At 29.5% G+C, this 20,945-nt stretch carries 21 protein-coding genes; 4 read left to right on the top strand and 17 right to left on the bottom strand.

The window, feature by feature from the left end:
• Positions 1-2: 2 nt before the first annotated feature.
• The 5 genes from ABY863_RS07115 to ABY863_RS07095 all read right to left on the bottom strand — a co-directional run bounded on the left by ABY863_RS07115 (position 3) and on the right by ABY863_RS07095 (position 5,192).
• Complete coding sequence (locus tag ABY863_RS07115; protein WP_372793570.1) at positions 3-1,079, bottom strand: mannose-1-phosphate guanylyltransferase; 1,077 nt, start codon at positions 1,077-1,079, stop codon at positions 3-5.
• Positions 1,080-1,140: 61 nt separating this feature from the next.
• Complete coding sequence (locus ABY863_RS07110; protein WP_372793569.1) at positions 1,141-1,734, bottom strand: SprT-like domain-containing protein; 594 nt, start codon at positions 1,732-1,734, stop codon at positions 1,141-1,143.
• 3 nt (positions 1,735-1,737) lie between these two features.
• Positions 1,738-2,418 (bottom strand): SDR family NAD(P)-dependent oxidoreductase, encoded by a 681-nt coding sequence (locus tag ABY863_RS07105; protein ID WP_372793568.1) that lies wholly within the window; start codon positions 2,416-2,418, stop codon positions 1,738-1,740.
• A 94-nt stretch (positions 2,419-2,512) separates the two neighbouring features.
• Positions 2,513-4,033: a hypothetical protein gene (locus ABY863_RS07100; protein ID WP_372793567.1), complete on the bottom strand. Its 1,521-nt coding sequence runs from the start codon at positions 4,031-4,033 to the stop codon at positions 2,513-2,515.
• A 121-nt stretch (positions 4,034-4,154) separates the two neighbouring features.
• The gene (locus ABY863_RS07095; protein ID WP_372793566.1) at positions 4,155-5,192 is read right to left on the bottom strand and encodes a glutaminyl-peptide cyclotransferase; all 1,038 of its coding nucleotides are present in this window, start codon (positions 5,190-5,192) and stop codon (positions 4,155-4,157) included.
• 120 nt (positions 5,193-5,312) lie between these two features.
• Between ABY863_RS07095 and ABY863_RS07090 the strand changes: the two genes are divergently transcribed.
• Positions 5,313-5,564: a type B 50S ribosomal protein L31 gene (locus ABY863_RS07090; protein WP_291796188.1), complete on the top strand. Its 252-nt coding sequence runs from the start codon at positions 5,313-5,315 to the stop codon at positions 5,562-5,564.
• 119 nt (positions 5,565-5,683) lie between these two features.
• Here the strand turns inward: ABY863_RS07090 and ABY863_RS07085 are convergent, their stop codons facing one another.
• The 7 genes from ABY863_RS07085 to dapF form a co-directional block, all read right to left on the bottom strand.
• Complete coding sequence (locus ABY863_RS07085) at positions 5,684-5,902, bottom strand: hypothetical protein (RefSeq protein WP_372793565.1); 219 nt, start codon at positions 5,900-5,902, stop codon at positions 5,684-5,686.
• Between the two features lie 111 nt (positions 5,903-6,013).
• Positions 6,014-7,267, bottom strand: a complete 1,254-nt coding sequence (locus ABY863_RS07080; RefSeq protein WP_372793564.1) for a dihydrolipoamide acetyltransferase family protein — start codon at positions 7,265-7,267, stop codon at positions 6,014-6,016.
• Positions 7,268-8,260 carry a pyruvate dehydrogenase (acetyl-transferring) E1 component subunit alpha gene (gene pdhA / locus ABY863_RS07075; RefSeq protein WP_372793563.1) on the bottom strand — a complete coding sequence of 331 codons (993 nt, stop codon included), beginning with the start codon at positions 8,258-8,260 and terminating at the stop codon, positions 7,268-7,270. It abuts the gene before it with no gap.
• Between the two features lie 479 nt (positions 8,261-8,739).
• The gene (locus ABY863_RS07070; RefSeq protein WP_372793562.1) at positions 8,740-9,351 is read right to left on the bottom strand and encodes a peptidoglycan-binding protein LysM; all 612 of its coding nucleotides are present in this window, start codon (positions 9,349-9,351) and stop codon (positions 8,740-8,742) included.
• A 208-nt stretch (positions 9,352-9,559) separates the two neighbouring features.
• Entirely contained in the window at positions 9,560-10,594 is a 1,035-nt protein-coding gene (mltG, locus tag ABY863_RS07065) for an endolytic transglycosylase MltG (protein WP_372793561.1), read from the bottom strand.
• Entirely contained in the window at positions 10,591-11,118 is a 528-nt protein-coding gene (locus ABY863_RS07060) for a GNAT family N-acetyltransferase (protein WP_372793560.1), read from the bottom strand. The genes mltG and ABY863_RS07060 overlap by 4 nt, the downstream gene beginning before the upstream one ends.
• Positions 11,118-11,897, bottom strand: a complete 780-nt coding sequence (gene dapF, locus ABY863_RS07055) for a diaminopimelate epimerase (protein WP_372793559.1) — start codon at positions 11,895-11,897, stop codon at positions 11,118-11,120. Before dapF ends, ABY863_RS07060 begins: the two co-directional genes overlap by 1 nt.
• 158 nt (positions 11,898-12,055) lie before the next feature.
• On the opposite strand from dapF, the gene ABY863_RS07050 reads away from it, so the two are divergent.
• Both ABY863_RS07050 and ABY863_RS07045 read left to right on the top strand, forming a co-directional pair.
• Positions 12,056-13,462, top strand: coding sequence for a trypsin-like peptidase domain-containing protein (locus tag ABY863_RS07050; protein WP_372793558.1), 1,407 nt, complete (start codon positions 12,056-12,058; stop codon positions 13,460-13,462).
• Positions 13,463-13,594: 132 nt separating this feature from the next.
• The gene (locus ABY863_RS07045; protein ID WP_372793557.1) at positions 13,595-15,040 is read left to right on the top strand and encodes a glyceraldehyde-3-phosphate dehydrogenase; all 1,446 of its coding nucleotides are present in this window, start codon (positions 13,595-13,597) and stop codon (positions 15,038-15,040) included.
• 96 nt (positions 15,041-15,136) lie between these two features.
• On the opposite strand, the gene ABY863_RS07040 is transcribed toward ABY863_RS07045, so the two are convergent.
• Genes ABY863_RS07040 through ABY863_RS07030 form a run of 3 tightly spaced genes read right to left on the bottom strand, consistent with a single transcriptional unit; the run spans position 15,137 to position 17,255 of the window.
• Positions 15,137-15,637 (bottom strand): DsrE/DsrF/DrsH-like family protein, encoded by a 501-nt coding sequence (locus tag ABY863_RS07040; RefSeq protein WP_372793556.1) that lies wholly within the window; start codon positions 15,635-15,637, stop codon positions 15,137-15,139.
• Between the two features lie 30 nt (positions 15,638-15,667).
• Entirely contained in the window at positions 15,668-15,979 is a 312-nt protein-coding gene (locus ABY863_RS07035) for a TusE/DsrC/DsvC family sulfur relay protein (protein WP_372793555.1), read from the bottom strand.
• Between the two features lie 25 nt (positions 15,980-16,004).
• Positions 16,005-17,255 (bottom strand): NAD(P)/FAD-dependent oxidoreductase, encoded by a 1,251-nt coding sequence (locus ABY863_RS07030; RefSeq protein ID WP_372793554.1) that lies wholly within the window; start codon positions 17,253-17,255, stop codon positions 16,005-16,007.
• A 221-nt stretch (positions 17,256-17,476) separates the two neighbouring features.
• On the opposite strand from ABY863_RS07030, the gene ligA reads away from it, so the two are divergent.
• Positions 17,477-19,480, top strand: coding sequence for an NAD-dependent DNA ligase LigA (gene ligA, locus ABY863_RS07025; RefSeq protein WP_372793553.1), 2,004 nt, complete (start codon positions 17,477-17,479; stop codon positions 19,478-19,480).
• Position 19,481: 1 nt separating this feature from the next.
• On the opposite strand, the gene ABY863_RS07020 is transcribed toward ligA, so the two are convergent.
• Complete coding sequence (locus tag ABY863_RS07020) at positions 19,482-20,135, bottom strand: Crp/Fnr family transcriptional regulator (RefSeq protein ID WP_372793552.1); 654 nt, start codon at positions 20,133-20,135, stop codon at positions 19,482-19,484.
• Between the two features lie 110 nt (positions 20,136-20,245).
• On the bottom strand, positions 20,246-20,945 hold a 700-nt coding region (locus ABY863_RS07015; RefSeq protein ID WP_372793551.1), incomplete at its 5' end, for a porin.

Genomic DNA, 20,945 nt, shown 5'->3' with positions numbered 1-20,945 from the left:
TTTTAAATGAAATCATCTCCAAATTCTGTTTTAACGGCTGTTGTAATTTGTTTTATTTCTTGTTCTTCACTTTTTGGGCAAATAAGTAACACATCATCTTTTTCAACCACAATATAATCTTTTAAACCTTGAATTACAACACGTTTGCCAGATTGAGTTCTTACAATATTATTATTTGAATCTCTATAAATAACACTTCCTCCAATTGTTGCGTTTTGGTTTTTATCTTTTTTTAATTTTGTGTAAAGCGAACTCCAGGTTCCAAGATCATTCCAGCCAAATTCAACAGGTAAAACAAAAACATCAGACGCTTTTTCCATAATGCCAAAATCGATTGAAATATTTTCTGATTGTGCATAATTTTCTTCAATAAATGAGTTTTCGGAAGCTGTATTATAACTTTTTTCACCTTTAGAGAAAAGTGCATACATTGTAGGTAAATGTGTTTCAAACGCTTTTAAAATACTTTTTACACTCCAAATAAAAATACCAGCATTCCAAAGATAATTTCCTTCTTCTATGAATTTAATAGCAGTTTTTAAATTTGGTTTTTCAGTAAAATTTAATACTTTTTTTATGTCGCTTTTAGAAGTGTCATGTTGAATATAACCATATCCAGTGTTTGGTGAACTAGGTTTAATACCAAGTGTCATTAATGCATCATTTTCAGCGCAAAAATCAAACGAAGATTGTATATTGTTTAAGAATTCTTGCTCATCGTCAATCCAGTGATCTGAAGGGGCAATTACCATAATCCCATCAGCATTTTCATTGTAAATTTTAAATGCACTGTATAAAATACAAGGTGCTGTATTTCGCATTGCAGGTTCTAACAATAATTGTTTTGAAGTAACTTTTGGGAGTTGTTGTTGAATTAAACTTTCATATTTTTTATTGGTAGCAATTAAAATATTTTCTGAAGGAATTAAATTCTCAAAACGGTTAAATGTTTGTTGAATTAAAGTGTTTCCAGTACCTAACATATCATGAAATTGTTTTGGCAATTTTTGAGTGCTTAGTGGCCAAAATCTAGTTCCAACACCACCAGCCATAATTACTGCATAATAATTTTTATTCATTTAGATATCATTTCAAATGTTAGTCTCAACTTATTTTATGAGCACAAATAATTCACTTTAGTTATTCAATAGTTACTTTTACTTCAGCGTTTTGGTTAAATAAATAGGTTTTTTTACTATGTAATTCAATACATTCAAACCTAGTTCTTCTTTTGCTTCCTTTTTTATAGGATTTTTTATTGAAGGTAAAAATACTCCCATGTTGTAGTTCAAAGATAAAACTCTTTCCTGAGATTTCATCATGCTGTTTTAATGCATATGTTAAATTAACATCGGCTCCTGTACTTGCTTTTGGGTTTCGGAGATAATTTGCTAGTAAAGGAAGTATGCTTTGAGGATATATAGTTGGTTGTAAAAAAGGTAACATTAAATGTTGAAAATTAAGTTTCCATTCTATACCGTGAGGTTTCACACGCTGATTTTTTTTGTAGGTAACCAAATGTGCAATTTCGTGAATAAGCGTTAACAAAAACTGGTATTTATTTAAGTTGTTGTTAATGGTAATTTGAAGTGAACCATCTTTAAATCTTTTAAAATCGCCATGTTTTGTTGTTCTGTTATTTACAATTTTTATTTGAATGGGATGATTTATGAGAATTTCTTCAACTAAATTAACAGCATTTTCAGGAATATATTTGGAAAGTTTTTCAATCATATATTATGGCGTTGTTGAAGAAACTTGTAATATTTTTCCGTTGTAATAGTTGTTTCCTGTTACTGCAAAATTATAGATATAATCGGCCATTTCATTTGCAGAAACTGAAGCTTTGTAATCAGGGAAGGCTTCTTCTAACATTTCCGTTTGAACGGCGCCTAATGCTAAAACATTAAAAGAAATTCCTTGTTCTTTGTATTCTTCGGCTAATAATTCAGTGAGGGTAATTAAAGCTCCTTTAGACGAGCTATAAGCTGCCAAACCAGGGAATTTTAAACTTCCTTGAACACCACCAATGCTACTAATATTTACAACATGACTTCCTTTTTTTAAAAACGGAATTAATTGACGTGTTAGTTCAGCAACCGAAAAAACATTTACTTTATAAACTTTTAAAAAATCTGAACTTGTTAGTTTTTCAAAAGGTTTATTTATTAATTTCCCAGCATTATTAATTAAAATATCAACAGTTTTCCAATGGGTTGAAACAAATTTAGAAACTTTTTTTAAATCATCATCAAGTGATAAATCAACAGATATAGTAGTAATATTTTTAATGTTAAGGTTTTCTAAAGGTTCTGAATTTCTTGATAAAGCCAAAACCTGATAACCGTTTTTAGCAAATAATTGTGCTAATTCAAATCCAATGCCTCTACTGGTTCCTGTAATTATAACTTTTTTCATGTGTCTATATTTATTGCTTTTTTATGGTCACATGCTGTTCGCTATTAATCATTCCATTGGGTGAGAAAAAGTTTAACATGCTCGTTTCATAAATTTAATTAAATGAGATGTGTTGATATGCTCCAATATCAGCAGGCGAACTTCTTAGAACTCCTAAAATGTCATTTGGCACTAATTGTGTTCCAGATATAGCAGCATTTTGAATAGCATCTGAATTTTCACCAATAATTAATTCGTTTGAGTAAGGAGATTTAAAATTAGCATTTCCATTCAAGATATTATCTGAATAATGGCTTTCATCTTCAAAATTGTACTCAGGAATGTTGGCATATGAATTATTTAAATCGTTGAATCTTATTAAATTATTTTTAAATGAATAATTAAATTCTGATCCTTCAACTTTATCAATAATCAATTCTAAATTATCTCCTCCATCTATAATGCAATTGGTGAAATTAGCGGCAAGTAAATCACGAGTTTCAACAACTTGACTATTATTGTCTGAATAAGTAAAATAGTTATTTATTAAAACACTTGGATATTGCCGAAAACTATTGCTCCAGAAATTTGTAAATGTAGAATGTGTAAAATTATAAGTACCTCCAATAATACAAGCTAATGAAGATTGTCCACTATTATTAATTACCAGATTTTCACCTTCAATATTTGACTCTCTTCCTAAAATTCCAAAGTTAGAACTATTGTAAATTTGTGTATTTTTAATAATTAAAGTAGGATTGGAGTTACTTCCAATAGAATCCATAATAATTCCTGCGGAAGCATTTTTAATAATTGCATAATTAATGTTGTGATTTTTACTTCCAGCACGTAACCAAATGGCGCCCCATTGTCCTGGTACGTTACTGTATTGAGTTTCCAATCTGTCACCTTCAATTAAAACTTCATTGTTTAATTCTCCTTCAATAGTTAAAGTGGCGTTTTTATCAATTATAAGTCCCGAGTTAGAATGAAAATATATTTTAGCACCAGCTTCAATTGTTAATGTTTTGTTTTCAGGAACTGCACAATATCCATAAATCACATATGGTTTTTCATTGGTAAAAGTGGTATTATCGTTCAAGTAAAAACCATTTATGTCTATTCCATTGCCTTCAGCATCAATACCAATATTTATGGTTTCAATAAGTCCGTTAACATCTTTTGAAGGAAATAAAAAATGTGAATCTTCAACTAAAGTTATTAATTTAACATCTTGTAAATTTGTGCCTGAATCAAAAACAATTTCATCAGTATAAATTGGGTTGGAAACCTGACTGTAGTCAATAGTAGTTTCTATAAAAATATAGATGCTATCTTTTGCTAAAATTTCTACATTCTCAAATATTTTACCAGGAGTACCATCAACATTTAAGCGATAAAATGAATCTTCACCTTTTCCTAATTTTACGGAAGGAATTGAAATTGCGTGTGTGCTTTTATTGTAAACTTTTAAATTATAAGTACTTGAACCAATATTAGTAAATACAGTATCTAAATAAACGGTGTCTTTAGAAAATGTAAGATTACCTGAGCTTAAATCTGCTGAAAAATCTTTTCTGCAAGAAGAAAAAATCATCAATGTAATAGCAAGCATAAGAGTTAAATAATAGCGCATTTAGGTTGTTTTTGTAAATGTAAATATAAAAAAGATATTAGATGATAACTCAAAGAAAATAGAATTTAGATAAAGTATTTCTTTTAAACCTTTAATATTGTCTGAGTCTCTTTGTTTTTTTTTATTTTTTCTTGAACAACTCAATTTCGTACAATTTACTCCAGTGTTTTCCAGTTACAAAAATTCGGTTATTTTCTTTATCAAATGCTATTCCGTTTAAAACTTCATCTTGTTCTTCTAATTTTTGAATTTTTGAAATTTCAGTTTTTAAACCACTTAAGTCTGCAACACCTTCTACCTTTCCTGAAATTGCATTGACAATTAAAATGGAGTTTTTTTGCCAAATATTTGCATAAATTTTACCATTAATGTACTCAAGTTCATTCAATTTTTCAACTTTTTGTTTATTAGTATAGGCTTCAATATAATTTTCTTCAGCTAACGTTTCAGGATTTAAAAACCAAATACGTTCTGTTCCATCAGTTTTAATTAGTTTTTCTCCGTTATTGGTTAATCCCCAGCCTTCACGGCTTTTAGTGTACTTAAAATCTTTTTCCTTTTCAAAAGTTTCTAAATTATAAACAAAACCAATACCACTTTGCCAGGTTAATTGGTGTAATTTATTGTTGAAGATAGTTATTCCTTCGCCAAAATACTGAGCGTCTATATCTTTTTGTTGTAAAACTTCACCTGTTTTTAAATCAACTTTTCTAATGGAAGATGTTCCTTTTCTACCTGTTCCTTCATATAAAAACCCATTATAAAATTCTAATCCTTGGGTATAAGCTTCTTTATCGTGTGGGAATGTATTTATAATTTTATAAGTATATACGTCAGGTGCAGTATCGGCCATAAAATAAATAGGTTGCGTTACTTTTTCGGTTTTGTTTTCGTAAAATACAATAACCATTATGTCATGTCTTCCTAATGTATAATTACTAATATTTAAAGTCACAGAATTAGTATTGCTAACTATTTTTTTAGAATCTATTGAAAATTGAACAGAATCTATTGGTTTATTGTTTTGCTCAGAAATTGAAATTGTTAGCTCTTCATTTGACTGAATTTTTTGTGGTGTTTTTAAAACAAATTTATATTCACTTTTACAAGATAATAGAAGTGAAAGTGTAAAAATGCTGAGTATTGACTTGTAAGACATAAGTTAAAATAGCGCTTTATTAATTTTTATGTAAATAAACTAAATTATTTGTTTGAAGTTTCAAAAATATAGTTAAATTTGCAGTCTTAAAAATAAAAATAGATTTAAAACGAGTTTACGATGAGAAAAGGTATACACCCAGAAAATTATAGAATGGTAGCATTTAAAGATATGTCTAACGAAGATGTGTTTTTAACTCGTTCAACAGTAAATACTAAAGAAACTTTAGATGTAGATGGTGTTGAATATCCTTTAGTAAAATTAGAGATTTCAAGAACTTCACATCCTTTTTACACTGGTAAAACTAAGATGATAGATACTGCAGGACGTATTGACAAGTTTAAAACTAAATACGCTAAATTTAAAAAGTAATTATTTAGTTTAATAAAATATTTAAAATCCTCAACTTTAGTTGAGGATTTTTTGTGTTTAATTATTTTTTATATCTAATATTATTTGGTATTAGACTGACTTGTAAGTTGTTGGGTAATTTAGTAAATAAGTTTTTGTTTTAAATATTTTCTTTCTTTAAGGCATCCTTTATGTATAGATTCAATAATATTTATTTCTTGAAATGTCATTTTTTTAAGAAGAGAAACTCTTTCTTCAATGGCTAGACGACGAAGTTTTACAAATGGGCAGTCTGGATTGTTTTTGTAAAATGTGCAACTAAATAAAAAGTTGTTAGAAGTGAAACGGTTATAAGTCATAGCACTAGTTTTAGAATGCTACTAAAGTTACTAAATAAATTTAAATAAAAAAACATCCAAAGAATTTATAAATTCTTTGGATGTTTTTAAAATATTTATTCAACTCACTTTTTATGCAAGCATTGTTACTGGATTTTCAATAAATTGTTTTAGTGTTTGTAAAAATGCTGACCCTGTAGCTCCATCAACTGTTCTGTGATCACAAGCTAATGTTACTTTCATAGTGTTTCCAACTACAATTTCTCCGTTTTTAACAACTGGTTTTTGAATAATTGCACCAACTGATAAAATAGCAGAATTAGGTTGATTTATAATTGAAGTAAATTCTGAAATACCAAACATACCAAGGTTAGAAACTGTAAAAGTGCTTCCGTCCATTTCTGATGGAGTTAATTTTTTTGATTTAGCTCTTACAGCCATATCTTTTACTTGAGCTCCAATTTGCGTCATGCTTTTAAGGTCTGTAAAAGGGATAACTGGCACAACCAATCCATCTTCAACAGCAACAGCAACACCAATATTTACATGGTGATTGATGCGAGTTCTGTCGTCAAACCACTGAGAATTTACTTTTGGATGTTTTTTTAATGCCATAGCACTTGCTTTTACCACAATGTCATTAAATGATACTTTGGTATCGGGTAATTCATTGATGGCTTTACGAGAAGTTATAGCGTTGTCCATATCAATCTCAATCATTAAATAGTAGTGAGGAGCTGTAAATTTAGATTCAGCCAATCTGCGTGCAATAGTTTTACGCATTTGTGAATTTGTAGTCTCTTCAAAACTTTCTTCACCTACTGAAACCGTAGAAGAATTTACGATAGCTTTTGTTGTTGTAATTGGGATATAATTTTCTATATCAGATTTAACAATTCTGCCATTTTCACCACTTCCTGAAACAGTACCTAAATTAATTCCTTTTTCAGAAGCTATTTTCTTAGCTAATGGAGAGGCTATAATTCTACCAGTATTCACTATTGCAGCTTGCTGTGAAGCTTCAACTACAACAGGAGCTTTTTTAGTTGGCTCAGTTGTTACGGTTTTAGTTTCTTCTTTTTTTGAAGTGTTTTCAGCAATAGGAACTGTTATATTAAATTCTTTTATGATAGTATCAATATTTTCCCCTTCAGTTCCAATAATAGCTAATAAAGAATCTACAGGAGCTCCTTCACCATCTTTTAAACCAATGTACAAAAGTGTACCTTCACTAAAAGATTCAAATTCCATGGTTGCTTTATCTGTTTCAATTTCAGCTAAAATATCACCTTCTGAAATTTTGTCACCTACTTTTTTTAACCACTGTGCAACAACTCCTTCGGTCATTGTATCACTTAAGCGGGGCATTGTTATAATTTCTGCCATTTATCTATGTTTTAAAAAAGGATAATTTTCTTGTTCATAAACAATATCATACATTAATTGTTTATCTGGGTACGGAGATTCTTCAGCAAATTTTTGACATTCTTCTACTTTAGCTTTTACTTCAGCATCCCAAACTTTAATTTGTTTGTCAGTAGCGTATTTTTTTTCTTTTATAATATCTAAAACTTGTGTTATAGGGTCAATTTTACGATACTCGTCAACTTCATCTTTAGTTCTGTATTTCTGAGCGTCACTCATAGAATGTCCTCTATAACGGTACGTTTTTATATCTAATAAAGTTGGTCCATCGCCTCTTCTTGCTCTTTTAATTGCTTCATCCATAGCTTCAGCAACTTTAATAGGATTCATTCCGTCAACTGGTCCACAAGGCATTTCGTAACCTAAACCTAATTTCCAGATATCTTCATGATTTGAAGTTCTGCTTACTGAAGTTCCCATAGCGTATCCATTATTTTCACAAATAAATACAACTGGTAACTTCCAGTTAATTGCCATATTAAAAGTTTCGTGTAATGAACCTTGACGTGCAGCTCCATCTCCAAAATAGGTAAGTGTTACACCATCTCTTTCAAAATATTTATCAGCAAAAGCCAATCCAGCACCTAAAGGTATTTGGCCACCTACAATACCGTGACCACCGTAAAAATTGTGTTCTGGTGAGAAAATATGCATAGAACCTCCCATTCCACGTGATGTTCCGGTATCTTTTCCTAGTAACTCAGCCATAATTCTTTTAGGATCTACTCCCAAACCAATTGGTTGAACATGATTACGATATGCGGTAATCATTTTATCGTTTTTCTCCATTACATGCAAAGCGCCAGCTAGTACAGCTTCTTGACCGTTATATAAATGTAAAAAACCTCTAACTTTTTGTTGAATATAAAGTGCTGCAAGCTTATCTTCAAATTTCCTCCAAAACAGCATGTCTTTATACCAATTAATATAGGTCTCTTTCGTTATTTTTTTCATTTGATAAAACTATTAAAATTATGTCGAATTGCAAAAATACTATTTTGCAATTTAGTATTTAAGTAAACATTCGTTTTTTTTACTATAATGTTTTCGTAAAATTGAATTAAATGGTGGGTTTTTAAATAATAATTATTAACTTTAATGGTTTGTTTTACAGATTCAATGAAATAGTGCTCGTTCGTTTGATGAGATTTTGTTAATTTTAATTAAATATTGAAGGATAAAGTAATTTTTTGAAAACCTTTCAGTTATAGTTAGAACAATTAAAGACAATACTACTGTTGTGGGGACGACGATTTCTTTAATTTACTAGAACTGTTAGTTTTCTGATTGTGTTAAAAGTAAAAGTACTATAATAATATACTACCGTTGTGGGGACGACAATATTATTACTTTTGCATTATTGCTTAATTGGAAAAGAAAAGTCTCGAGGAAACTCGAGACTTTTTAATTAGACTAAATATGTAATAAGAATATTATACTTCAGGTTTTTTGTTAGCCTCAATAAATGAGGTGTTATAACCTGAAAATTCTTTTAAGTAGTGTTGAATGGATGAGCCGTAGGCATCTTTAAATCTATTTTCACCATTACTTCTAAGGTATTTTTTTACATTTCCTGCTCCAGATAAGTGTGCAGCTGCAAGTATGCCAGATTCAGTAATTTTTATGCCGTTTATTTTTTTACCAACACTTCGCTTAATATCTTTTCTTAAAATCCACTTATTTAATGAGCAAAGAGCAATAAAAGCATCTTCTTGTAATTCAGGAGTATTTAAAAATAGTTGAGTATCATAAATTTTAAATCTTTTTAAAGTAGATTTTCCAAATTGATATTTCCCTAAATAGCCAAGAGTATTAACGGTTGTGTAGTTACCTTGGGATTCTTTAAAGCCAACAGCTTCTTTAAATCCGTTAAATGAATTTCCGGTAAAAGGAATGTCATAGTTTTGATTGTTGCTATCTTTTTCTGTAAGTACAGAACTAATTGCAATAGAAATACTGCCGTTTTCAGTTTTTTTATCTTTCGAGAAACTTGAAATTACAATTCCTAAGATGACTAAACTAAAAAATATAATAATTTTTTTCATAATTTATAGGTGTTAATTACCTTCTAAATTTCCGGGTGCAAATGTAGTCTATTTTTTTGAATTAACTATAAAGTTATTAATTTATTGTGTTAATTAACAGATTGTTAACAAAATGATGCATTTGTTTGATATTATAAAAAAATAAAGTTAATAAAATTAAAAATGATTAGGAATATGCTTTGGGCTTAGTTTGAAGTATATTAACAAACTATCTGTTAACCCCTTGTTTTGTTAGCCACAACTGATATTTGAGAGCGTTTTTATTATGTTGTGCTAATGTTTTTGCAAATTCATGTTTGCCAATTGTGGTAATACTAGCGCACATGTAATAGTACTCATGGATAGCAGGGTTTAAAACAGCGTTAATAGCACTAATATCGGGCATTGCAATTGGTCCAGGAGGTAATCCACTATTAATATAGGTATTGTAGGGTGAGTCAATTTGCAAATCTTTAGTTAATACTCTTTTTATGACTACATCATTGCCTAGTTTTCTTTTTAGTGCAAAAATAATGGTTGGGTCTGCTTGTAGTGGCCACTTATCTTTTAATCTGTTTAAATATAGCCTTGCAACCATTGGTCTTTCACTTACTGAAGCTGTTTCTTTTTGGACAATAGAAGCGAGTATTATAACTTCATTTTCAGATAAATTTAAGTTTTTAGCTTTTTTTAGGCGAGACGTATTCCAGAATTTATGGTATTCATTAAGCATTTTATTTCTAAATTCTTCTGCGGAAGTATTCCAATAAAACTCATAGGTATTTGGAATGTACATTCCTATTGCAGTATTTTTATTAAAACCAGCTTCAGTAATAAATGAAGCATTGGTTAAAGCATTTAAAAGAGAAATAGAATCAGCTTCAATTTGTTCAGCAATTCTCCCAGCTAATTTTTCAAAAGTATCTTGATTATTGAATGATAATTTAACAACTGTTTGTTTGCCACTTCGTAAAAGATTTACTAATTGGTTGTTATTCAAACCTTCTGAAATGTGATATTTTCCTGGTTTTATGGTGTTAGTGTAGTTTTTTTTTGTTGCAACCCAAACAAAAGGTTTCACTCTTTTTAAAAATGGACGAATTAGATTCTCAACGTCTTCAAAATTGCTATTTGTAGGAATGTATAAAAAACCTTCTTTTGTAGTGTTTGGCTTGTATATTTTACCATAAAAGTTATATGCTAAGACACCAGCAGTTATAAGTATTAAACCAAAAATTAATAAAAAGAGTTTTTTAAGATTCATGAGTGTTTTTTAATTAATTGGTATAAGATTTCATCTTTAAAAGTGGAATTTGAATACACCCAATCTTTTTTTGTTCCTACCTTTTTAAAATCACATTTTTCAAAAAGTGAAATGCTCTTTAAATTATCTGAAGTAATATTTGCAAAAAGTTGATGCACATTTAAGTATGTGAAAGCATAATCAATAATCATTTCTAATGCTTCAGTTCCATATCCTTTAGTTTGATTTTTAGAAGTAATTAGAATTCCAATGCCTACACGTTTGTTAAGAGGGTTAAATTCAAATAAATCAATCAATCCAACAGGTATATTGTTAATGTCACAAATTACAAACCTATATTGTTTTGCTTCATAAATATCTTGATGTGAATTTTCAAGATACTTTCGTAATATATATTTTGAATAAGGTGCTTGTGTATTGCTTATTTCCCAGAAGGATTCATCATTTTCTGTAGAAAATAAAAAATCTAAATCTTCAGGCTCTAAAGCGCGTAAATTAATATTTTTTCCAAGTAAAGTTGCCATTATTCTATAATATTTCCTTCAAAAACAAATTCAGCAGGGCCTTTTAAAAATACATTTGTATAGCTGTTTCCTTCTCTTTTAAATGACACTTCTAAATTTCCGCCCAATACTTCAATATTTATGGAGTTAGCTTTTGTTTTATTCGATTTATTTGCAGCAATTGCAACAGCAGTAACGCCAGTGCCACAAGCTAAAGTTTCATCTTCAACTCCACGCTCGTAAGTTCTTACTTTAAAAGAATTATCAGAGATTTGTTCTGCAAAATTTACGTTAGTGCCTTCTTTAAAATAGGGAGCTCCATATCTAATTTTAGCTCCTAATTCTTTAATATTGATGTTGGTTATATTATCACTAAAACTAACATGATGTGGTGAACCGGTATTTAAAAATAAATGATTTTCAAAAACATTAACAGTTTCTATATCAATCATTTGTAAATTTACTACATTATCTTTAATAGAGGCATAGTGCAATCCGTCAATAGCATTAAATGTTGTTTCATCTTCAATAATACTGAGTTTTTTAGCAAAAGCAACAATACATCTTCCTCCATTGCCACACATGGTACTTTCGTTTCCATCTGCATTAAAATAAACCATTTTAAAATCGTTTATTTTTGAGGATTCTAATAATATTAATCCATCAGCACCTATACCAAAACGTCTGTCACACAATTTATTAATTAGTTTTACATCATTTTTTGGAAACGTAGTATTTCTATTATCAATCATGATAAAATCGTTTCCTGTACCTTGGTATTTGTAAAAATGTATTTTCATTAATGCAAATGTAATAAATTCATTGAAGTTTTCACTGAAATTTTATAACGCTGTTTAAATGTTAAAATGAGTTAAAACAGCGTTAACAAACAGTTAAAGCATTTTTATAATTACAATATTGTTTTAATTTTGAGTTCTTAATTTATAAAAACTTAAATATGAAAAAAATAGCAAGCATTATATTGTTCTCTGCCATTGGAGGAGCTCTTACTTTAGGGACTTATAAGTTATTTATTGAAAAGCCTCAAGTAATTATTGAAAAAACGGGAACAGATTCGTTAAGTAATTTACCTGTAAATTATTCAAAATCTGTTTTAGCTTCAACTGAAAATACTGATTTTACAATTGCAGCTGAGAAAACATTAAATTCTGTTATACATGTAAAAAACACCTCAGTTAAAACTATAAGAGATCCTCATGCAAAGTTTTATTTTGGTCAAGGAAATAGCTTGAAGCAATTTTCACAAGTTGGTATGGGAAGCGGTGTTATTATTTCTTCAGATGGTTATATTGTTACTAATAATCATGTAATTAAAAATGCCACCGAATTAGAAGTTACTTTAAATGATAAAAAGATTTATAAAGCAACCATAATTGGGACTGATTCAACTAATGATATTGCTTTAATTAAAATTGATGCGAAAGATTTACCTTATGTAACTTTTGGAGATTCTAATAGTATAAAAGTGGGTGAGTGGGTATTGGCCGTTGGGAATCCTTATAATTTAACTTCAACCGTTACGGCTGGTATTGTAAGTGCAAAAGGACGTGATTTAGATGGTAATACGGGTGTTGATTCTTTTATTCAAACTGATGCTGCAGTTAACCCAGGAAATAGTGGAGGCGCTTTGGTAAATACAAGAGGTGAATTAATAGGTATTAATACTGCAATTTCTTCACAAACAGGTTCTTTTATTGGATATTCTTTTGCAGTTCCTTCAAATATAGCTAAAAAAGTGGTTGAAGATTTAATGGAATTTGGAAACGTACAAAAAGCAATTTTAGGTGTTAGAGGAGGTGAGTTGAATAGTGAAGTAGCTAAGAAATTAGCTATTGTTGAGACTGAAGGCTTTTATATTTCGGAAGTTACGGAAGGTTCTGGCGCTCAAAAAGCTGGTTTAATTGAAAACGATATTATTATAAAATTAGATAATATAAAAATTTCAACTTATGCCGATTTAACAGGCTTTATAAGTGCAAAAAGACCAAATGATACGGTTCAAGTTACTTTTCTTAGAAATGAAAAACAAAATACTTTAAATGTTAAACTTACTAAAAATGAAGTGACTGTCGTTTCATCAATAGGTTTAGATTTAAAGAATTTAGATAAGAAAGAGTTAAAAAAATTAAATGTGTCTAATGGTGTAAAAATTACAGCAATTTCAAATAAAGAATTATTGTATTATGGAGTAAAGAATGGGTATGTAATTACTGCTATTAATAATAAAAAAGTGAATACTGTAGATGAAGTAAGTGATATAATTGCAAATAAAGCGAATGGAGAAGTTTTACGTATTGAAATGCTAAATTTAAATGGGGAATTAGAGCGCTATATTTTTAGATAAATTTGTTTTGAGTAAGTTTGATATTTGTTTAAAATCCTTTTCATTTCGAAAAGGATTTTTTTTGTAAAAAAGCATTGCGAAAACGTTTGAAATAAGTATTTTTGAAAAAATTTTAAATAACAAAACTCAAAAATGTCATTTAACGAACTTTACGAAAAGGAACTGGCTTTTCAAGCAGAAAGAAGAAGAGCTACAGTAGAATTTATTAGTATTATTAGTGATTTATGGTATGATGATACTGTTGAATTAATTTTATTTAGAAATCAGTTATTAGATCGAAATGTTAGTGAAATACTTAATTTGGTTGAATATGCCAGTGATTTTGTAGAAAAGCCAATTTCAATTTTTGATGCTGCAGAAATTGCTAGGGAAATTAAAAATCTAAAATTGCCTCCTTCAAAAATTGATATTGGTAAATTAGTGTATGAATATCATTTAGATAACAATAAACATTCTGTTCAAGAATTTGTTGAATTAAAATTAAATGATGCCAAAAATTCTAATGAAATTGAAGCAAAAGATATTGTTCTTTACGGTTTTGGAAGAATTGGTCGTTTATTAGCACGTGAATTAATGGCACGCACTGGTAAAGGAAATTTAATGCGCTTAAGAGCAATTGTTACAAGAGGAGAGATATCTGAATCTGTTTTAGAAAAAAGAGCTTCATTGTTAAGAAATGATTCTATTCATGGTGATTTTCATGGTACAGTACGAGTAGATACAGATAAAAAGGCTTTAATAATTAATGGAACTACAGTTCATATGATTTCAGCGAATACTCCTGAAGAAATTGATTATATTTCTTATGGCATTTCTGATGCTTTAGTTATTGATAATACGGGTGCTTTTAGAGATGAAGAAGCTTTAGGAAGACATTTAAAGGCAAAAGGAATTGCAAAAGTATTATTAACCGCACCCGGAAAAGGAATTCCTAATATTGTTTATGGCGTTAATCATACTAACTATAATCCAAATAAAGTTGATATATTTTCAGCCGCTTCGTGTACAACAAATGCTATAACCCCTGTTTTAAAGGTAATTGAAGATAATTTTGGAGTTATTAATGGGCATTTAGAAACTATTCACGCATATACGAATGATCAAAATTTAGTAGATAATTTTCATAAAAAATATAGAAGAGGTAGAGCGGCGGCATTAAATATGGTAATTACTGAAACTGGAGCTGGAAGTGCAGTTTCTAAAGCATTGCCTTCTTTTGAAGGTAAATTAACTTCAAATGCAATTCGTGTCCCTGTTCCAAATGGTTCTTTAGCAATTTTAAATCTACGTTTAGAAAATGCGGCAAGTAAAGAAACTATCAATGCTACTATGAAAAAATACTGCTTAGAAGGTGATTTGGTTGAACAAATAAGATATTCATTTAGTAATGAGTTGGTTTCTTCAGATATTGTAGGCACATCTGCACCAGCTATTTTTGATAGTAATGCTACTATTTCTAATAATGATGGTAAGAATGTTGTTCTGTATGTTTGGTATGACAATGAATATGGATATACACACCAAGTTATTAGATTGGCAAGATATATTTCACAAGTAAGAAGATTTGCTTATTATTAGTAATTCTAGCAACGGTAATATATCATAAAGTATGTAAATAAAAAAGCCAAATCAATTAATTGATTTGGCTTTTTATAGTTAAATAAATTAAAAAGATTAAGTAAATATTATTTGTGTTCTATCTCCATCACACAATTCGTAAAATTGACCAATTGTGATAATATCTTTTACTTCATCTGATAAATCTTCTTTTTTTAATTTAAACATGTCCACTGCTAATTTACAAGCAAATATTTCGCCACCACCAGCAGTAATCATTTCTAAAAATTCATCAACAGGAGGCATTCCTAATTCGTCCATTTGTTTACGCATCATTCCTGAAACAGCCGATTCAACTCCTGGTAATCCTCCAAGCATAGTTGGAAAAGGAAGTCCACCAGGCATACGCATTGCTGGGTTTCCAGTTGTTGCAGTATGTAAGTGATTCATTGCTTTTTTTGTAATACCATCTAGCCCAAAGAATGTAAAAAATACTTTGGTTTCAATACCTTCCATTACAGCTCCATTTGCCATAACTAAACTTGCGTAAACATCTTCTAAGCTTCCTTTGGCACATATTAAGCAAACTTTTTCTAAAGGTTTTTTGTCTGTACTCATTTTTTTATTTTTTAATATTGTTGAAGTAATTTAAATACAACTAGTAGGTTTAGGAATTCCTGCAATTTTAGATGAGAATTTTAAAGGACCTTTTGGAAACAATGCATAGAGTCCTTTTACATCTACAATACCTGATTTACCAACGCTTCTGATAGTTAGAGCTTCTTTAGCAGCTGTTTTTTCACGTAAATAATTGATAACTTCAAAATGTTTAGGTGTTAATTCAATTCCAATTTCACTTGCAATTTCTTTTGCAATTTCTTCGTTCCATTGAGACATGTCTTCTAAATATCCATCTTCGGTAACGTTAATTTCTATTCCTGCAATAGTTTTTACTGGCATATTTTTTATTTTTATAAGTTAATATTTATTTTGAATCTGGTTTTATATCAAAAACCTTTCCTTTAAAACTCATGTTTCTTGAAACAAATGGAATTGAAATACCTTTCAGTAACATATTCCAATAAATCCATTTAAATGCTAATTTTCCCCAATGATTAAAGGTACTCTCTTTTAATAACTTTAGAGGTCCAAATTTTGCAAAAGGAAAATTTCCATGAACAGGTTCTGTCACGTAATTAAAATCAATTAATAAAGCTTTGTTATTACCAGTTTCAATAAAACAGTTTGCATGACCATCAAATTCCTTTTTTAATGGAAATCCATCCATATATAAAAGTATATTATCTGTTAAAGTTTCTGCTTGAAAGTGTGCAACAGATCCTGCTTTTGAAGCTGGAACGTTTGTTGCATCTCCAATTACAAAAATATTTTCATGTGCTTTAGATTGAAGTGTATTATGATCTGTAGGTATAAAATTTAAATCATCTCCTAAACCTGATTTTGCAATAACTTCATCACCCATATTAGTTGGGATGGTTACTAATAAATCAAAAGAAATTCTTCTATCTTCAAAATCTACTATTTCTTTAGTTTCATTATCCACGTGTTCTATGGCAAAATCAGACTCCATATGTATACCTTTTTCTTTTAAAAGATAGGCTAAAGCTGTTGAGCAAGTTGGTTTTGTAAATGCGCCGGTTAATGGGGTAACATAAGTAATTTCTACCTTATCTCTCATTCCTTTTTTACGGAAATATGAATCAGCTAAAAATGCAAATTCTAAAGGAGCAACAGGGCATTTAATAGGCATTTCTGTAATATGTATTACTAATTTACCACCTTTCCAATCTCTTAGTTTATTTCTTAAAGCCAAAGAGCCTTCGTAAGTATAAAAATCAAAAATATCTTTTTTCCAAAGAGGCCCAATTAAACCTTCAGTTTCTTCAGGTGCAATTTTTGATCCAGTAGCAATAATTAAAACATCATACTCTAAGGTTTCATCTTCTAGTATAACTTTATTTTCTTCGGGAAGAATTTTTTCTATTTTTTTCTGAATATAGTTTACAAATTTTGGAATAAATTTCTTGCCTTCTTTTTTTACTTGATCTTCAGTATAGGTGTCAAATGGTAAAAATAAAAAACCTGGTTGATAATAATGAGTTTTATATTGATCAACAATTGTAATATTCCATTGATTAGAATAAAGTTTTGGTCTTAAATGATTTGCCATCATGGTACCAGCAGTTCCAGCTCCTAAAATTAGTAAGTTTTTCATTGATAGTGATTTAATTAAACTATTAGTTTTTTAAAATATTTTAAATAGCATTTAATTTTACGTAAAGTTACTTAAGTTACATATTCGTATATATGATATATATCATTTTTATATGTAATGATTGTTACAAACTCATTGAAATTGGAAAGGTTAAAAACAGCTTAGGCATTAAGTTAAAAGTTAAATAAATATGATTATTTTAGCCTAGAAATTAATTAAATATGACTTTAACGATTGAACAAAAGATAAATCAACTAAGAGCTGAATTACATCAACATAATTATAATTATTATGTGCTTGATAATGCGGTAATTTCGGATTATGAGTTTGATTTAAAACTCAAAGAATTAGAAAAGTTAGAATCTGAAAATCCACAATTTTTTGATGCCAATTCACCAACACAAAGAGTAGGAGGCGAAATAACTAAGAATTTTAAAACCGTTGCTCATAAAAATAGGATGTATTCTCTGGATAATTCTTATTCAAAAGAAGATTTATTAGATTGGGAAAAACGTATTAAGAAAATTTTAGAAACTGAAGAAATAAATTATACCTGTGAATTAAAATACGATGGAGCTTCTATTAATTTATCGTACGAAAAAGGTGTTTTAGTAAGTGCGGTTACAAGAGGTGATGGTTTTGAAGGTGATGATGTTACAGCAAATATCAAAACAATAAAATCCATTCCACTAGTTTTGAAAACGCCATTTGTTGATAGTTTTGAAATTAGAGGTGAAATTATTTTGCCCTTGAAAGGTTTCAATAAAATGAATGAGGAGAGGATTGAAGCAGGCGAAGATCCTTACATGAATCCAAGAAATACAGCAAGTGGAAGTTTAAAATTACAAGATAGTGCCGAAGTTTCCAAACGCCCGTTAGATTGTTTATTATACCAAATTGTTGCAGATAAAAATCCGAATAAAACACATTTTGAAGCTTTGGAAATGGCTAAGAAATTAGGCTTTAAAATTCCAAATACCATACAAATTTGTTCAACAATAAATGAGGTTTTTAATTTTATTGAAAAATGGGATGAAGAACGTCTCCAACTTCCATATGAAACAGATGGGGTTGTAATAAAAGTGAATTCATTATCTCAACAGGATGAGTTGGGTTATACGGCAAAATCTCCTCGATGGGCTATTGCTTATAAATTTAAAACGGAACAGGAAAGTACTGTCTTAAATGAAATAACATACCAAGTTGGTAGAACTGGAGCTATAACTCCTGTAGCAAATTTAGAACCAGTACAATTGGCAGGGACTATAGTTAAAAGGGCTTCATTGCATAATGCCGATCAAATTGAAAAGCTAGACGTTAGAGTTGGTGATACTGTTTTTGTTGAAAAAGGAGGAGAAATTATCCCTAAAATTGTTGGAGTAGATTTAAATGCCAGACCTTTAAATTCTCAGCCAACAGTTTATATTACACACTGCCCAGATTGTAATACTGAATTAGTTAGAACAGTTGGCGATGCAAAACATTATTGCCCTAATGAATACGGTTGTCCAACTCAAATTACAGGAAGAATTCAGCACTTTATTAGTAGAAAAGCAATGAATATTGATGGTTTAGGGGCAGAAACGGTTGAACTGTTGTTTAAAGAAGGGTTAATTCATAATTATGCAGATTTATATGAGTTAAGAGTAGAACAAATTACTCCTTTGGAGCGAATGGCTGAAAAATCTGCCCAAAATATTATAGTTGGTATTCAGAAATCTACAGAAGTTCCTTTTGAGAAGGTATTGTTTGCTTTGGGAATACGTTTTGTTGGAGAAACAGTTGCAAAGAAATTGGCTAAACACTTTAAATCAATTGATAATTTAATGAATGCTACTTTTGAGGAATTAATTACAGTTGATGAAATTGGTGATGTTATTGCAAAAAGTGTAGTTGATTTTTTTAAGAATGACTTAAACAATGATTTGATAGGTAGATTAAAAAAATATGGTGTACAATTAGAAGTATCTGCAGAATCTCAAGAAGGTAAAACAACGATTTTACTAGGGAAAATTTTTGTGGTCTCAGGTGTATTTACACATTTTGATAGAATCGGTTTAAAAAAATCTATTGAAGATAATGGCGGGAAAGTTGCAAGTTCCATTTCCAAAAAAACTGATTATATTGTTGCAGGGGAAAATATGGGACCTAGTAAACTCAGCAAAGCTGAAAGTTTACAAATTCCAATTATATCTGAAATAGACTATTTGAAAATGATTAGCTGATTTATATATGGTCAATTATAATTCTGTTTCTACGTATTTTAAGTTTTCCATCATTTTCAAGCTGTTTTAATAATCGGGAAACTACCACTCTTGATGTGTTAATATCGTCAGCTATTTCTTGGTGAGTTATAATTAGTGTGTTATCTTGCATTATTTTAACCCTGTCAGTTAAATATTTGAGTAGCCTATCATCCAATTTTGTAAAAGCTAAACTATCAATAGACTCTACCATCTCAATTAAACGCATATGGTAGCTGTCAATAATAAAGTGACGCCATGTTTCGTATTTTATAAGCCATTCATCAACTTTACTTACGGGAACAAAAATACCTTCAGTTTCTTTTTCAGCAACACCTCTAAACATACTTTTAGTTTTGTTTATACAATTTACAAATGAGATTGCACAGGTATCACCTTTTTCTAAAAAATATAATACAATCTCTTCACCATTTTTATCTTCTCTTATAATTTTAATTGCTCCATTTAATATTAATGGTATATGCGTCATATTATCTCCAATATCAACTAAAGTACCGCCACTTTCAATAGATCTAAAAATACCTAAATTAACAATTTCATCAATAAGCTCTTTTTCAAATATTTGTGAATAATAGTCGTTTAATTTTTCTCTAATAATAACTTTATCCGTATTCATAATTGTTTTTTTTGCAAGTTACGAATTCAAAGATAGTTATAACGCAAAAATAAACTCCTGATAATTATCAGGAGTTTATTTCATCAAATAGTTATAAGAAATTACTATTATTAAAATTTAATTTGCATTTGCATTAAAAGTGCATCGTTATCAGTATTAATATATGTTTCAATATTAGCTTGGTAGTTAATTTGTAGGCGTGTTTGTTTATTAAAGAAATAGTTTAGCCCAATTGTCATTCTTTCTTGATAGCCAATCTTTTTAAGATCGGTATCTTGATCAAAATATTCATACTTAAAAACAGGTTGTAATTTTTCATTTACATTGTATGACGCCATAATATATGCTCCATCTCTTTTTGCTCCTAATTCTAGAGGTTCTGAACCGCAACCACCACCTGCAGCTCTGTTGTAATCTCCTTCATCATAAATATATTCACCTTGAATGGTAAAATCTTTATAGTTAATTGAGGCATCAACTCCATAAGTTTTCCTGTCATCATCTTGATTATTAGGATATCCATATCTAAAACTTGCACCAATATTTATAAAATCTAATAATTGATAGGTAGCACGTCCAATTACATCTTTTTTCTCATTATTGTCCTTAACTCCTAAACCTCTTCCATTCATTAATGCCAATGCATATGTAAATTTCGTTTTACTTGATCCTCCTAATAACATTAAACCCATATCTCTTTGTGGAGCAACTAATTGATCTGCTACAACTGATCTATCAATAGTAGTTAATGAATGACATGCTGTTGTTACTTCTCTACCAAAAGGTTGTTTAAATGATCCTAATGAAACT

Origin of the sequence: Lutibacter sp. (assembly GCF_041562875.1) — a bacterium.
Classification (GTDB): Bacteria; Bacteroidota; Bacteroidia; order Flavobacteriales; family Flavobacteriaceae; genus Lutibacter.
This window is presented reverse-complemented; position numbering and strand designations above follow the sequence as displayed.